The sequence below is a fragment of the Streptomyces sp. NPDC005492 genome (assembly GCF_040605995.1).
GTDB lineage: Bacteria > Actinomycetota > Actinomycetes > Streptomycetales > Streptomycetaceae > Streptomyces.
Window position 1 is genome coordinate 116,395 of the sequence record NZ_JBEXDX010000020.1, and the last position, 14,665, is coordinate 131,059.

Annotated in this window: 12 protein-coding genes and 2 pseudogenes; 7 read left to right on the top strand and 7 right to left on the bottom strand. The window is 70.3% G+C overall.

Annotated elements, in window-relative coordinates:
• Positions 1-13: 13 nt before the first annotated feature.
• Positions 14-1,816 carry an ABC transporter ATP-binding protein gene (locus ABZT04_RS25915; RefSeq protein ID WP_356059368.1) on the bottom strand — a complete coding sequence of 601 codons (1,803 nt, stop codon included), beginning with the start codon at positions 1,814-1,816 and terminating at the stop codon, positions 14-16.
• A gap of 154 nt (positions 1,817-1,970) precedes the next feature.
• Here ABZT04_RS25915 and ABZT04_RS25920 point away from each other — a divergent pair, with 154 nt between their 5' ends.
• A complete protein-coding gene (locus ABZT04_RS25920) occupies positions 1,971-2,438 on the top strand; it encodes a MarR family transcriptional regulator (protein ID WP_356059369.1) in 468 nt (155 codons plus the stop codon).
• A gap of 54 nt (positions 2,439-2,492) precedes the next feature.
• On the opposite strand, the pseudogene ABZT04_RS25925 reads toward ABZT04_RS25920, so the two are convergent.
• Positions 2,493-2,603 (bottom strand): annotated as a pseudogene (locus ABZT04_RS25925) (diguanylate cyclase); the annotation flags it as partial.
• Between the two features lie 220 nt (positions 2,604-2,823).
• Between ABZT04_RS25925 and ABZT04_RS25930 the strand changes: the two are divergent.
• Positions 2,824-2,931 (top strand): annotated as a pseudogene (locus tag ABZT04_RS25930) (helix-turn-helix domain-containing protein); the annotation flags it as partial.
• 161 nt (positions 2,932-3,092) lie between these two features.
• Here the strand turns inward: ABZT04_RS25930 and ABZT04_RS25935 are convergent.
• A complete protein-coding gene (locus ABZT04_RS25935) occupies positions 3,093-3,788 on the bottom strand; it encodes a TetR family transcriptional regulator (protein ID WP_356059370.1) in 696 nt (231 codons plus the stop codon).
• 59 nt (positions 3,789-3,847) lie between these two features.
• On the opposite strand from ABZT04_RS25935, the gene ABZT04_RS25940 reads away from it, so the two are divergent.
• Complete coding sequence (locus ABZT04_RS25940) at positions 3,848-4,708, top strand: SDR family NAD(P)-dependent oxidoreductase (protein ID WP_356059371.1); 861 nt, start codon at positions 3,848-3,850, stop codon at positions 4,706-4,708.
• Positions 4,709-4,773: 65 nt separating this feature from the next.
• On the opposite strand, the gene ABZT04_RS25945 is transcribed toward ABZT04_RS25940, so the two are convergent.
• The 3 genes from ABZT04_RS25945 to ABZT04_RS25955 all read right to left on the bottom strand — a co-directional run bounded on the left by ABZT04_RS25945 (position 4,774) and on the right by ABZT04_RS25955 (position 8,727).
• Complete coding sequence (locus ABZT04_RS25945) at positions 4,774-6,168, bottom strand: cation:dicarboxylase symporter family transporter (RefSeq protein ID WP_356059372.1); 1,395 nt, start codon at positions 6,166-6,168, stop codon at positions 4,774-4,776.
• A gap of 173 nt (positions 6,169-6,341) precedes the next feature.
• Positions 6,342-7,961 carry a peptide-N4-asparagine amidase gene (locus ABZT04_RS25950; RefSeq protein WP_356059373.1) on the bottom strand — a complete coding sequence of 540 codons (1,620 nt, stop codon included), beginning with the start codon at positions 7,959-7,961 and terminating at the stop codon, positions 6,342-6,344.
• Between the two features lie 10 nt (positions 7,962-7,971).
• Positions 7,972-8,727 (bottom strand): L,D-transpeptidase family protein, encoded by a 756-nt coding sequence (locus ABZT04_RS25955; RefSeq protein WP_356059374.1) that lies wholly within the window; start codon positions 8,725-8,727, stop codon positions 7,972-7,974.
• Between the two features lie 194 nt (positions 8,728-8,921).
• Between ABZT04_RS25955 and ABZT04_RS25960 the strand changes: the two genes are divergently transcribed.
• From ABZT04_RS25960 to ABZT04_RS25975, 4 genes are all read left to right on the top strand, one after another.
• The gene (locus ABZT04_RS25960) at positions 8,922-10,763 is read left to right on the top strand and encodes an ABC transporter ATP-binding protein (RefSeq protein WP_356059375.1); all 1,842 of its coding nucleotides are present in this window, start codon (positions 8,922-8,924) and stop codon (positions 10,761-10,763) included.
• The gene (locus ABZT04_RS25965; RefSeq protein WP_356059376.1) at positions 10,760-12,541 is read left to right on the top strand and encodes an ABC transporter ATP-binding protein; all 1,782 of its coding nucleotides are present in this window, start codon (positions 10,760-10,762) and stop codon (positions 12,539-12,541) included. The genes ABZT04_RS25960 and ABZT04_RS25965 overlap by 4 nt, the downstream gene beginning before the upstream one ends.
• Before the next feature lie 450 nt (positions 12,542-12,991).
• A complete protein-coding gene (locus tag ABZT04_RS25970; protein ID WP_356059377.1) occupies positions 12,992-13,468 on the top strand; it encodes a DUF5709 domain-containing protein in 477 nt (158 codons plus the stop codon).
• A 51-nt stretch (positions 13,469-13,519) separates the two neighbouring features.
• Positions 13,520-13,789 (top strand): type B 50S ribosomal protein L31, encoded by a 270-nt coding sequence (locus tag ABZT04_RS25975; RefSeq protein WP_355923981.1) that lies wholly within the window; start codon positions 13,520-13,522, stop codon positions 13,787-13,789.
• A 38-nt stretch (positions 13,790-13,827) separates the two neighbouring features.
• Here the strand turns inward: ABZT04_RS25975 and ABZT04_RS25980 are convergent, their stop codons facing one another.
• A complete protein-coding gene (locus tag ABZT04_RS25980) occupies positions 13,828-14,622 on the bottom strand; it encodes a metal-dependent hydrolase (protein WP_356059378.1) in 795 nt (264 codons plus the stop codon).
• Between the last annotated feature and the right edge of the window lie 43 nt (positions 14,623-14,665).

Genomic DNA, 14,665 nt, shown 5'->3' on the forward strand with positions numbered 1-14,665 from the left:
ACCCGGCATATCTTCAGCTTGTCGGTTCCAGTTGGGCATCCCGGCGTACGAGGGCCGCGTACCGCCCGTCCTGCTCGATCAGTTCCTCGTGCGTGCCGCGCTCCGCCACCTTCCCCGAATCGAGGACCACGATCTGGTCCGCGCTCCGGATCGTGGACAGCCGGTGGGCGATGGTGAGCGTGGTGCGGTTGGCCGACAGAGCGTCGATCGCGTCCTGGACGGCCGCTTCAGTGCGGTTGTCGAGGGCACTGGTCGCCTCGTCCAGGATGAGGACCGGCGGATCGCGCAGGATGGTGCGGGCGATGGCCAGCCGCTGCTTCTCGCCGCCGGAGAACCGGTGGCCGCGCTCGCCGACGACTGTGTCGTACCCGTCGAGCAGTCCCGCGATGTGCTCGTGGATCTGCGCCGCCCGCGCCGCCGCGTACAGCTCCTCGTCCGTGGCGTCCGGCTTGGCGAAGCGGAGGTTGTCGGCGACCGAGGCGTGGAAGAGGTACGTCTCCTGGGAGACGACGCCGACGGCACGCGCGAGGGTGTCGAAGTCCAGGTCGCGGACGTCGACCCCGTCGAGGGTGACCCGGCCGCCCGTCACGTCGTAGAGCCGGGGTACCAAATAGCCGAGGGTCGACTTTCCGGCGCCGGTCGGGCCGACGACCGCGAGGCTGTTGCCCGCCGGGACGGTGATGTCGATGCCGTCGAGGATGGGGCCGCTCTTGGTGTCGTAGTGGAACTCGACGTCCTGGAAGGCGACTTCGCCCTTGATGCTGTCGAGGTGGACCGCGTTCTCTCGCTCGGTGATGTCGATCGGGAGGTCGAGGTACTCGAAGATGCGCGCGAAGAGCGCCAGCGAGGTCTGGATCTGGACACCGGTCGACAGCAGGCTCACGGCCGGGCGGAACAGGCCCTGCTGGAGTGAGACGAAGGCGACGATGGTGCCGATCGAGACGTCCGGACCGCCCATCTGGAGGGCGATTCCGGCGGTCCAGTAGATGACCGCGGGCATCGCGGCCATGACGATCGAGATGACGGCCATGCGCCAGCGCCCGGCCATGTTCGACCGGACCTCCAGGTCGACCAGCCCCTCGGACTCCTCGGCGAAGGACCGGGTGAGCGAGTCGGAGCGGCCCATGGTGCGGCCGAGCAGGATGCCGCTGACGGACAGCGACTCGGTGACGGTGGCGGCCATCGCGGCCATCTGCTTCTGGCGCTGGGTGGCGATCTTCTTGCGTTCGTTGCCGACTCGCCGGCTGATCCATACGAAGACCGGGAGCAGCAGCAGCGAGACGACGGTCAGCCGCCAGTCCAGGGCGATCATCGCGATGATCGTGGCGACCACGCTGGTCAGGTTGGAGACCAGGGAGGTGGCCGTCGAGGTGACGGTGGCCTGCATGCCGCCGATGTCATTGGCTATGCGGGACTGGACCTCGCCGGTGCGGGTCCGGGTGAAGAAGGCGAGCGACATCCGCTGCAGTCGGCCGTAGACCGCCGTCCGCAGGTCGTGCATGACGCGCTGGCCGACCGTCGTGGAGATCAGGGTCTGCAGTACACCGAAGATGCTGGTCAGGACGGCGCTCAGGATCATGCCGAGCGCCAGCAGGCTCAGCAGACCGGTGCGGCCCTGCGGGATGGCGACGTCCAGCGTCTCCTTCAGCAGGAACGGGGTCGCCACGGTGACCAGGGACGCGGCGCCGACCAGGAGGCCGACGACCGTGAGCCGGGCACGGTAGGGCTTGAAGAGCTTGAGGATGCGGCGCACCTGCCGGGGCTGGTCGGTCGAGGTGCCGGGGGACGGGGTCCAGTTGATGTCGTCGCGGGGCATGGTCTCCTACGGGTACGGGCGATGAGGCGATCAGGACGGGTGGAGCGGTGATGACTGGTGAAGCGATGAACACTCGTGGAGCTATGAAGACTGGTGGAGCATAGCTCATTGTTACCTATACTCACAATGAACCAGGTCCTGATATTGTTCCCGCATGACCACCCCCGATTCCGACGGCCTGCTGGCGGAGCAGCTCCTGCGGCTCACCCGCAGGGTGCACCGCATCCAGAAGCGCCATCTGGAGCAGCGCGACCTCGGCATCACCCCGGCCCAGTCCCGTCTGCTGCGCACCCTCGCGCACTTCGGTTCCCCGCCCCGGATGGCCGACCTCGCCGAGCGCCTCGAGGTGGTGCCGCGGGCCGTGACGACCCTGGTCGACGGTCTGGAGGCGAGCGGCAAGGTGCGGCGGGTGCCCGACCCGTCCAACCGGCGGGTGATCCGGATCGAGATCACGGACGACGGCCGTAAGGCGCTGAGCGAGGTACGGGGGGCGCGGCGACGGGCGGCGGACGAGATCCTGGCGCCGCTCACGGACGTGGAGCGCGAGGTGCTGCGGACCCTGCTGGACACGCTGGTGGACGGGGCGCCGAGCCCGCACGACGCGCACAGGCGTTCCTGCTGACGGCCGACGCGAGGCGGACGGGCGCTCCCGCAGACCGCCGGCGGTCGTGAGCCGTCACTGCGGCCAGTCCGAGTTCTTGATCTTCTCGACGAGGTCGCCGCGCACGAAGCCCGGCACGAAGTGGGCCGGCACATCCGCCTTGATGTTGCCGAAGGTGGTCTCGGGGCTGTCCTGTCTCGATCTGCCCATCGCACTCGTCGAGGACGACCATGGCGCCGACGTGGCCAGGGACATCGCGCGCGAACTGCTCGTCTTAATGCAACGTCCGGGCGGGCAGTCGCAGTTCTCCGCCGCCACCGCCACCCGTCCACCGCGCGCGGATCCGCTACGGTCGCTGATCGCGTCCGCGCCGGCCGACCCGGCGGCCGACCACAGTCTGCCCGCGATGGCGGCGACCGCGGCCGTCAGCCCCCGGCATCTGACGCGGCTCTTCCGCACCGAACTCGGCACCACACCGGCCCGTTGGGTCGAACGGGTCCGGCTCGACCGCGCCCAGCAGCTCCTCCTCGAAGGCCACAGTGTCACCTCCGCGGCGCACCACAGCGGGCTCGGCACCGACGAGACCTCCGCCGCGCCTTCGCCCGCCATCTGGACACCACACCGACGCACTACCGCAGTCGTTTCGCGAGAACGCGCGGCCAGGCACACATGGGCTCAACCGCCGCCGGGAGTTGACATCTCCGTCGACCGCATCCCGTGCAGCAACGCTACGAGGATGCGCGTCAGTTGGGGCTCGACGTCGACCAGGGCATGCGCCAACTCGGGACGGGACTCGTAGAACGTGCGCAGGCGCGTACCCGGGGCGGCCATCTGCAGGAGCGCCCCGGCCATGCTCGTGGCCGTGGCGATCACATCCACGGCCGCACGCTCGGTGATCGCGAGCAGTCGGCACAACTCGGCTGCCACGGCTGCGACTTCACCGAGGACGACCGTCTTGAACTCGTACACGGCCTCCAGCGAGACATTGCGTTCCAGGTTCAACGGCGCCTGAGCGAGCAGATCGCAGAAGAACGGCCGCGCGACGAGCGACGACGCGATGACGGCCGCGACCGCGCCGGGGTCTCCGTCGGCGAGTTCACCCAGCCGCCGACGGAGCACCGCGGACCACTCCTCCCAGCCTTCGGCGGTCAGCGCCAGGAAGATCTGCTCGCGGGTCTCGAAGTACCGGAGCATGGCGGACTTGTGCATACCCACGGCGGCGGCGATGTCCGTGAGGGTGACCTCGCGCACGCTGCGTTCGGTGCCGAGGGACCGGGCGGCGTCGAGGATCGCCCGCTCGCGCTGCTGCTTGGCCGCCGCGCTGCGGGCGCGCTGCGGGCTGGGACCGGCGCTGGGACTGGGCACGCTCATGACGCAGAGCATAGCGCAACGCGGTTGCATTAATAACGAAACAGTGTTTTGCTAGCTCCATGACTCAGACATGGTTCATCACCGGTTCGTCCCGCGGTTTCGGCCGCAGCCTCACGGTCGCGGCCCTGGAGGCCGGCGACCAGGTCGTCGCGACGGCACGCAAGCCGGAGCAGTTGGACGACCTGGTGGAGAAATACGGCGACCGCGTCCTGCCCGTCGCGCTCGACGTCACCGACCGGTCGGCGGCGACAGCGGCTCTGCGGGCTGGAGTCGACCGTTTCGGCGGGATCGACGTGGTGGTCAACAACGCCGGGTACGCCAATCTCTCCCCGGTCGAGACGACCCCCGAGGACGACTTCCGCCGACAGTTCGACACCAACTTCTGGGGCGTGTACAACGTCTCCACGGCAGCGCTCCCGTTCCTCAAGGAACAGGGCGCGGGCACCGTCGTGCAGTTCTCGTCCGTCGGTGGCCGGGTCGGCGGGAATCCCGGACTCGGGTCGTATCAGGCGGCCAAGTTCGCGGTCGACGGCTTCACCCGAGTGCTCGCGGCCGAGACCGCGCCGTTCGGCATCCGGTACCTCGTCGTGGAACCGAGCGGCTTCGCGACCGACTGGGCCGGATCCTCCATGCGGATCCCCGATGTCGCGCCGGAGTACGACGGGACCGTGGGCGCGCTGATCCGCCACTTCGACAGCAACGTGACCGCGGCGGGTGACCCGATGCGCGCCGGGGAGATCCTGGTCCGGATCGTCAAGCAGCCGAAGCTGCCTTCCCATCTCCTCCTGGGTGTCACCGCCGTGGAGCTGGCGCAGGACTACTCACGCTCCCAACTCGCCGAGGCGGCGGCCTGGGAGCGGTTGAGCCGCTCGGCCGACTTCGACCAGCCCTACCCGGTCGACCTCGTCGACCACATATAGCGAATCGGGCCGCGTCTCCCCCACCGCACCGGCGGATCAGGAGCCACGGCCCACCACGACCGGCGTCAACTGGCTTCGGGAGCCGGCTCCTTGACGAGCTGCGCGGGCATCTCCACGTCCGCTTCCACATCGTCTTCCGCGACGTCTTCTACGACGTCTTCTACGACCGTGGTCTCGCCGTCGAGCACCTTCTTCGCCCGCTCGATGTCGAGCGCGCCCTCCCAGCGGGACACCGCGAATACGGCGACGCAGTTGCCGAGGAGGTTGGTGACTACGCGCATCGTGTCCATAATGCGGTCCACGCCGAGCAGCAGGGCCACCGCTCCGGCCGGGATCGCGCCGAGCGAGGACGCGGTCGCGGACAGGGCGAGAAAGGCCGAGCCGGGGATGCCGGCCATGCCCTTGCTGGTGAGCATCAGCACCAGGACCACGGTGATCTGCTGGCCGAGGCTGAGGTCGACACCGACGGCCTGGGCGATGAACAGGGTGCCGATGGAGAGGTAGAGCGAGGCACCGTCGAGGTTGAAGGAGTAGCCGGTGGGCAGCACCAGTCCCACCGCGTCGTCCCGGGCACCGGCGTTGCGGAGCTTCTGCATGACGCGGGGCATGACGGATTCGGTGGAGGCGGTACCGAGCGCGAGGAGCATCTCCTCGCGGATGTACCGGAGGAACTTCCAGAGGCTGAGGCCGGTGACCATGCGGAGCGCGACGGCGAGGAGGGCGACGAAGAGCGCGGCGGCGACGTAGCAGAGGATGATCAGTTTGGCGTAGGTCTTGATCACGCCGAGCCCGTACTGGCCGATCAGGACGGCCATCGCACCGAACACGGCGAGCGGGGCGAGCCGCATGACGAAGCCGACGATCGCGAAGATGATCTCCTGTGCCTGTTCGATCGCGGGCAGTACCTGGGGCACCTTGGTGTGGCCGAGGTGGAGCAGCGCGGCACCCACCAGGCAGGCCAGGATGAGGACTTGGAGCAGGGAGTTCTCGGCGAAGGCACCGATGAAACTGGTGGGCAGCGCGTTGACGATGAACTCGGTCGTCGACGGCAGCGAGCCACCGCCCGTCTTCGCGTCCACCGCCGAGGAGCTGAGCGTCGACGGGTCGACATGCATCCCCGAGCCGGGCTGGACGACGTTGGCGAGGACGAGACCGATGATCAGTGCCGCCGTGCTGGCGACCTCGAACCAGAGCAGCGCCTTGAGACCGATCCGGCCGAAGGCCTTGAGGTCACCGGCCTTGGCGATGCCGACGACGACCACACAGAACACGAGCGGCGAGATGATCGTCTTGATGAGCCGGGTGAATCCGTCGCCGAGGGGCTGAAGGTCCGTGGCCACGTCCGGCCACAGCTTTCCGACGAGGATTCCGAGTACGAGCGCGCAGGCTACCTGTGCGAAGAGAGAGGTACGCAGTATGCGTGCGACGCGTCGCGGCAGGGGCGGGACGGACGGCGGCACGGGCACTCCTTGAGGGGGACGGTCGATCGCTGGAGTCGAGTGGGGTGACTTCTGCGATACGGAAAACGGCTTCCGTGTGGATCACTCTGGAGCCGTTGTTGATCCCCCGGAAAACCTCCGTGTGACAGCCATGTAAATCACGAACCTGCGTGACGCATCCCACGCACGACAGCTCAGCAGTCGCTGCGGTCCTCGGTGAGCACTCCCTGCACGGTCGTCAGGGCTCGGTCGTAGCAACCGCCCGAGCCGTGAAGCCGATAGCGCTCGCTCGTCGTCGCGACCGCGTGCCGCTGATCACGGGGCACGTTGATCGTGTAGGTGGCGTCGCCGCTGTAGGTGTCGTCGAGCCGCGACCACCCGGTCCGCCGCCCGTCCCTGGTATCGAGGACCGCCGCTCGATCGCCCGCCGTGAGAACGGTACGCAGCCGGTCGTCCGTCCCGATCGTCGTCGAGCCCTTCATCGTGTACGTCCGATGCGTGGCCGTCGTCCGGGCCGGTCCGCGCCCGTCCACGGTCACCGACTCGTCGTCCGTCCAGCTCGCGTCGAGCGCGTCCATGTTCTCGCCGTCGGTCCAGCGGTGTACGGACGTGTTCGCGAGCCTCCGATCGACGGTGGTGGTCACCCGCCCGTGGGAGGTGTCGACGTACCCGGCTACGGTCAGCCGGTGCCCGGCCTCGGTGTCCACGCGTTCCTCCGAACCGGGCGTGTACGTCGAGGAGTTGGCGATCTGGCCCACCCGGTCGGTGGTGAGTTTCCCGGTGACGTGGGCGCGCCTCGCGTCCTGCCAGACGAGCACGTTCACCGGCGCGCTCCAACCGCTCTGCCCCTCGGGCACGCCCACGACGGAGACGTCGATATGGTGCGGGCGGCCGTCGTCGAGGAGCCCGGCGAAGGGCGTGAGGTCGTATTCGATCGGCTTGACGTCGAAGGCACGGGGGCCCGGAATCACGTACCAGAGAAAGGGGTTGGACCAGCCGCCGGTCCACACGTTCGGGAACGGCGCGGCGATTCCGGCGAGTTGACCGTCGACCTTGATCTGCACCTCGCGGTAGGGGCCCTTGTCCGCCTGGCACGAGTACGGCGCCGAGTCGGGCACGGCGAGATACCAGAACTCCTCGCAGCCGCCGCCGGATCCGGTGGCGTACACCTCGGCGACGATGCGTTCGCTGTTGCGCGGGGTGGTGACGGTCGAGTCGGTGGCGGGGGTGAGGACGCGGTCGGGGGTCTGCGCCGCCGCGGGTCTCCCTTCGTAGAAGGTCAGTGTGGCCTTGACGCCGATGACTCCGGTGTAGGTGTCGTCGACGACGTTGCCGATGAGCATCTCGACGTCCTGGGCGGCGCGGAAGGTGGCGCTGTAGCGTGTGACGTCCTTCTCGACGGACCAGGCGATGCCGTCGGGCGAGGGCTCCGGCGTCGAGGTGCGCAGGATCTCGACCCCTCCGACGTGCAGATAGCCGAGCCGATCGTACTGCCGCCCCTTGACGGTGCCGTCGAGGCGCAGTACGACCTTGCTCCAGTGGTCACCGCAGCCCGTGGGTGGCGTGTACGACCCCCGGTACGGGGTGAAGTCGCGGAACTGCGCCTCGGCGAGGGTGACTTGGCAGGACTTGGTGGCGGGTCTGGCGATCGGCGGGGCTGCGGTGAGCGGGTCGTGCCAGTCGGTGCCGAACTCGGCTGGGACGTCTGCCACCTGGGCCTTGCTGTCGGCCGCCTGGACGGGGCTCGCTCCGAGGAGGGTGCTCGCCAGGAGGGTCGCTCCGGCGAGCATGGACATGACTATCCGGCTTCTCATGGGCGGTGTCCTACCCCTTGAGGTCCTCCCTGTCCCCCATCAGCACCACCGGATGCCGCCCCGGGTCGAGCGTGCGCAGCAGGTACTCCATCGCCTCCTTGGGCAGGCTGACGCAGGCCGACGTACCGCCGCCGTGGTCCAGGTGCAGCCAGATCCCGCCACCCTTCTCCTCACCCTCGGGCTGCGCCGCGTCGTCGGGCGGGGTGCCCTTGACGCGGTTGTAGTCGATGGCGATGACGTAGTCGAAGTCGTGCCAGTGCGACTCGTCCCAGTCGCGCGGCGCCTCGTAGGACTCGCCCTGGCTGTACGGGAGCGCCGTGCCCGGGTCGTCGAGCACACCGCCCGCGGCGGTCAGCGTGAACACCCCGACAGGGCTGCGCTCGTCGCCGAGGTGGTGGTCGAGGGTCCAGCCCCGCTTGCCGTTGTGCGCGGGCCAACTGCGGGTCCGGTCCCAGGTGGAGCCGTGTTTGGTGAACAACACGGCGGTGGAGTACGGGGAGTCCTTGCCGTCGCCGTAGACCGCGAGAACCTGGCCTGTGTCGGCGGGAATCTCGCGGTGCAGCCGGTCGCCGACGTCCGGGATGCGGGTCGGGGCCGGGGTGGCGACGGCCTTTCTCGGGTGGGTCGCCGAGGGTCCCGGTCTCCCCTCGTGGCCACCGGTGTGTCCTGTGTGCGCGCTTCCGCACGCGGACAGGGTCGTCATCGTCAGGAGGGAACCAAGAGCCGCCATCGCGACCATCGCACGTCGTGTGCCGCCACTCTGCATCGGCCCATGCTCACATCACGTTCGGTGACATTGCGTGAGGTCACGGACATCTCGCCACGGATGGACGAACGCCGGATCCGATCCCCGGCAGGGAAAACCGGTTGCTTCCGACCACGCTCCGACGCGAACCTTTCACGGTTTGTTGCCGCACTCCGCGGTTCCTTCCACCCCCTGACACGAGCCACTGGGACGTCATGCAGATTCAAGACCTTCCGTATCCCGACCCGGGTGTGCCCGACGCCCGCTCGGGGCCCCGCTTCCTGTGGTGGCTCGGCCGCAACCAGCTCGGCGGCCAGTTCAAGTCCCTGGCCTGGGGGCTGCTGCACTTCGTGTCCGTCTCCGCGCTGCCGTTCTGTGTGGGCTTCGCCGTGCAGGCCGTGGTGGACCGCTCCGGGAACCGACTGGCCCTGACCGGCGGGTTGATGGCGCTGTGCGGGGCGGGCATCGCCGTGGGCGACACCTTCCTGCACCGGGCCGCCGTCACCAACTGGATCACGGCCGCCGCCCGCGTCCAGCAACTGCTGGCCCGCCAGGCGGCCCACCTCGGCTCGGCCCTGACCCGGCGGGTCGCCGCCGGTGAGGTCGTGGCCGTGTCCACTGGCGACGTCGAGAAGATCGGCTGGTTCGTGGAGGCGCTGTCCCGCTTCCTGGCCGCCGCGCTGACCATCGTCATCGTGTGCGTCGGCCTGTTCGTCTACCAGCCCGCGCTCGGTGTCGTCGTCGCCGTCGGTGTGCCCCTGCTGGCGGTCTCCGTGCTGCCGCTGCTGCCCCGCGCCACCCGGCGTGCCGATGTGCAGCGGGAGAAGGCGGGCCGCGCCACCGAGCTGGCCTCCGACACCGTGGCCGGACTGCGGGTGCTGCGCGGCATCGGCGGCGAGGAGCTCTTCCTCGAGCGCTACCGCCGTGCCTCGCAGGAGGTCCGCCACGCGGCCGTCCGCAGTGCCCGGATGTGGGCGATCATCTCCGCTGTCCAGGTACTGATGCCGGGGCTGCTGCTGATCGCGATCGTCTGGCACGGCGTACAACTGGCCCGCCAGGGCCGGATCACCGTCGGGGAACTGGTCACCGTCTACAGCGCGGTGATGGTCATGTCCTACCCGCTGCGGCACTTCGAGGAGATCGCCATGGCGTACTCCTTCTCCCGTCCTTCGGCGAAACGTGCCGCCCGCGTGCTCTCCCTGGAACGGGTCACCGACACCGTGGGTACACGCGCCGCCGAGGTGCCCGCCGGGGATCTGTACGACCCGGACACCGGTCTGCTCGCTCCCTCCGGCCGGCTCACCGCCGTGGTGTGCGGGGACCCGGACGCGGCCGGGCGGCTGGCGGAACGCCTCGGCGGACATCCCGCAGAGGAGGGCATCTCCGTGCTCCTGGACGGCGTACCGCTCGACGAACTCCCCCTCGACTCGGCGCGCACCGCCGTCCTGGTCCAGGACAAGGACCCGGTACTGCTGTCCGGTTCGCTGCGCGAGCTGCTCGATGTGCCCGCCTCGGGCGCCGTCGGCGCCGCGGAGGCACTGGCCGCCGCGCAGTGCGGGGACGTGCTGGTCGCGCTCGCCCAGGGGTCGCTCGACACCGAGGAACCGATGGACGCCCGCATCACCGAACGCGGACGCTCCCTCTCGGGCGGCCAGCGTCAGCGGCTGGCTCTGGCGCGGTCCCTGATCACGGACCCGGGGGTGCTCGTCCTGGACGAGCCGACCTCCGCCGTCGACTCCCACACCGAGGCCCGGATCGCCGACGGCGTACGGGAGTTGAGGACGGGCCGGACCACGGTGGTGTTCACCAGCTCGCCCCTGCTCCTGGACCACGCGGACCGGGTCGTGCTGGTGCACGAGGGCGAGGTCGTGGCGGTCGGCACCCATCGCGACCTGCTGCACGGCGAGCCCCGCTACCGGGCCGTGGTGACCCGCGAGACGGAGGACGAGTCCGCGCAGGGCTCGTCGGATCATGACGAGGCTCCTCTCCGGGGTGCCCTGGACGACGAAGAGGCCGCTCTGCGGAGCGCACTGGAAGAAGTCGAGGAAAGCGCATGATCGGCGTGGCGCCCCCGGCCTACGACCCGGCGGCCCCGACCACGGCCAGCACCCTGCCGGTCGGGGCCCCCGCGACCGTACGGGCCTACGTGTCCGAACTGTTCCAGCGGCATCGCCGTGCCTTCCTCCTCCTCGTCGGTGTGAACACGGTCGCCGTGATCGCCTCGATGGTGGGCCCCTATCTGCTCGGCGACCTCGTCGAGCGGGTGTCGGACGGAGCACGGGAACTCCATCTCGGCCTGACCATCGGGGTGTTCGTGGTCGCGCTCGCCGTCCAGGCCGTGTTCATCCGGCAGGTGCGGCTGCGCGGCGCGATGCTCGGCGAGCGGATGCTGGCCGATCTGCGCGAGGACTTCCTCGTACGGTCGGTCGGGCTGCCCCCGGGCGTCCTGGAACGGGCGGGGACCGGCGATCTCCTGTCCCGGATCACCACCGACATCGACCGCCTCGCCAACGCGATGCGCGAGGCCGTGCCGCAACTGGCGATCGGTGTGGTGTGGGCGGTGCTGCTGCTCGGCGGTCTGGTCGTGACCGTGCCGCCGTTGGCACCCGCCGTGCTGGTCGCGGTGCCGGTGCTGGTGGTCGGCTGCCGCTGGTACTTCAAGCGCGCCCCGGCCGGCTACCGCTCCGAGGCCGCCGGATACGCCGCCGTGGCCGCGGCCCTCGCGGAGACCGTGGACGCCGGCCGCACCGTCGAGTCCCACCGGCTCGGCGACCGGCGCGTCGCCCTCTCCGAGCGCCGTATCAAGGAGTGGACCGCCTGGGAGAACTACACGCTCTGGCTGCGGTCGGTCCTCTTCCCGGTCATCAACGTCACTCATGTCACCGTGCTCTGCTCGGTCCTGATGCTCGGCGGGGTGTTCGTCCTCCAGGGCTGGATCGGGGTGGGCGAGCTGACCACGGGCGCGCTCGTCGCGCAGATGCTCGTCGACCCGGTGAACCTGATCCTGCGCTGGTACGACGAGCTCCAGGTCGCCCAGGTCTCGCTGGCCCGGCTGGTCGGCGTCCGGGACATCGAGCCCGACGCCGGGGACGGCGCCCTGTCCCCGGACGGCCGGGACGTGCACGCGGATCGGGTGCACTTCGGCTACCGCGAGGGCGTCGACGTGCTGCGCAAGGTGTCCCTGGAGGTCGCTCCCGGGACCCGGCTGGCACTGGTCGGCCCCTCGGGTGCGGGCAAGTCCACGCTGGGCAGGCTGCTCGCCGGCATCTACGCGCCCCGGGACGGCCGGATCACCCTCGGCGGCGCCGAACTGTCCCGGATGACCGCGGAACACGTCCGCTCCCATGTGGCCCTCGTGAACCAGGAGCACCACGTCTTCGTGGGCTCCCTGCGCGACAACCTCCTGCTCGCCCGGACAGACGCGGCGGACGCCGAGCTGTGGGCGGCGCTGGGCGCGGTCGACGCGGACGGGTGGGCACGGGCGCTGGACGAGGGTCTGGACACCGAGGTCGGCTCGGGCGGGCTCGCGCTCACCCCGGCCCAGGCCCAGCAGATCGCGCTGGCCCGGCTGGTGCTGGCCGACCCGCACACCCTGGTCCTGGACGAGGCGACCTCGCTCCTCGACCCGCGTGCGGCCCGTCACCTGGAACGCTCCCTGGCCCGCGTCCTCGACGGCCGCACCGTCGTCGCGATCGCCCACCGCCTGCACACTGCCCACGACGCCGACGTCATCGCCGTCGTCGAGAGCGGCCGCATCAGCGAACTGGGCAGCCACGACGAGCTGGTCGCGGCGGAGGGCGCGTACGCGGCGCTGTGGCGGTCGTGGCACGGGTGAGGGGGGCTCCGCCATTGGGGCGGCGGCTGACCTGGGGGTTGGTTGGGGGCTGATGAAGGGCAGGCCCGAGAGGGGGTGACTGGGCTCCAAGCCGGTGAGGGCCGATCGGAGAGACAGATGACCGCACTGCGGGTCGGCGGGGGCTTGCCGGGGACGGAAGTTTCCGGCCCTCGGGCCGGTGCGCGGTTCCCCGCGCCCGTGACGGGGCACGGGCGGCCGCGGCGGATGTGCGGGAGGTGAGTGCCGGTGGGCCGGGGCCGTGTCGCCGCCGGTCCGGTGCCGTGCCGTTGCGCGGTGGGGAATGGGGGTGGAAGGCTGGGAAGCGGCACCGGTTCGGGGAGTGCCCGGGAACCACGTGGTTCGTGCCGGGCGCGGCCTGTGCCCCGCACAGCGGCGACCCGCCGCCGACCGCGGTGAGAACGGGCCGGTCCCCACCACCTGGAGGTACCCGTGAACAGCGTCGACGGATGGGGAGACGACGTCTACCAGCCCGACGGATCCGAGGTGCAGGACGACGCGGGTCTGCTCGACGCGGAGGACACCCTGGTGGCCGACGGCGTCGAGGATCCCCTCGACCGTGGCTGGTCCCCGCCGGACCGCCCCTGGGCGGTGGAACGCGCCGATGTCACGGCCGCCGAGCGCCGGCACGGTGAGACGCTCGACCAGCGCCTCGCCGAGGAGAACCCGGATCTCGCCGCGTCCGACGGCGACGGCCTCGGCGACTCGGAGGACACCGACGGCGAACTCCTGGACATCGAGGTCGGTGACCTTCGCTCCGGCCGGCTCGTGGCTCCCGACGAAGGGGCGCACGAGGACGAGGAGAGCGCCCTGATCGCCACGGACGTGGGCATCGACGGTGCCGCCGCCTCCGCCGAGGAGGCCGCGATGCACATCGTCGACGAGGACGAGGACTTCCTCTACGGCTGACCTCGCCGCCCCCTCGCCGTCACCGACATCCCCGCCGCACGAGGAGCAGCCATGCAGCAGGACAAGCAGCCCGACTACCACCCCGTGGTCTTCCGGGACCGCGCCGCCGGATACGCCTTCCTGACCCGGTCCACCGCGACCAGCGACCGGACCATCGAGTGGGACGACGGCGAGACCTACCCGGTCGTGGACGTGGAGATCTCCTCGGAGAGCCACCCCTTCTACACCGGCAAGGCCCGGACGGTGGACTCGGAGGGCCGCGTCGCCCAGTTCGAGCGGCGCTACGGCGGCGGGGCGGGCCAGGGTTCCGGCGGGGCGTGAGCCGCTGCCCGCGCCGACGCCGGAACTGACACCCGGCCTCAGAGCACGTTGAGCGCCGCCGCGCAGCCCACTCCGCCGAGCAGTATGAACACCGGCATCAGCACCTTGAGCTCGACCCAACTGCCCGCGCGGAACCGCATCACCTTCGGCGGCCCGATCGGGTACCAGCGCTTCCGGCCCAACGGGATCGGCCACAGGATCGGGCAGCCGGAGACCGTCAGCGCGTCCCCGATGTCGTGCACCAGCGCGCCCAGCACGATCGGCAGACCGAGCCACAGGTACTGCTGGTTCGGCTCCGTGAACAGCCAGTTCGCGCCGTTGCCCGGCTTGTCCAGCACTCCGGCGAGAATCCACGCACTGGTCGCGGCCAGGAGCCACACCAGGATGTCGCTGCTGGAGCCGCGCGCGGCCCGCCACAGCAGGCCCTCGATGGCCAGCACCATGTGGACGAAGAGGATCACCAGCACTCCCCACCGTCCGCCCGCGATCGCCACGACGGAACTTCCCGCCCCGATCAGGACGGCCCACAACCAGGTGTGGGTGAGGGTGCGGTGCCCACCGGAGCGACGCGGGTCGCCCTGCTTCCTGGTCCCCTTGTAGACGGCGTACGAGAGCTTGTCGACAACCTCGCACACACCCCGGGAAATGGGTCCGAAGGCCCGGGAGATCGTGGCCGCCTTGTGGTCGAGGTCCGGGGCCAGCGCGGCGCCGGCGCAGATCAGGGCGCCCACCAGGATCACCGGCCAGGGCATCGGGTGCCCGGCCGCGGCCGCCGCCGCCCCGACGCCCAGCCAGGCCGCCGCTCCCGACAGTGAGTGTGCTGGTCCCATCATGGCCGTTCTCCGCCCCATTCCTCTTGTGCCGCCGGTCAGTTGC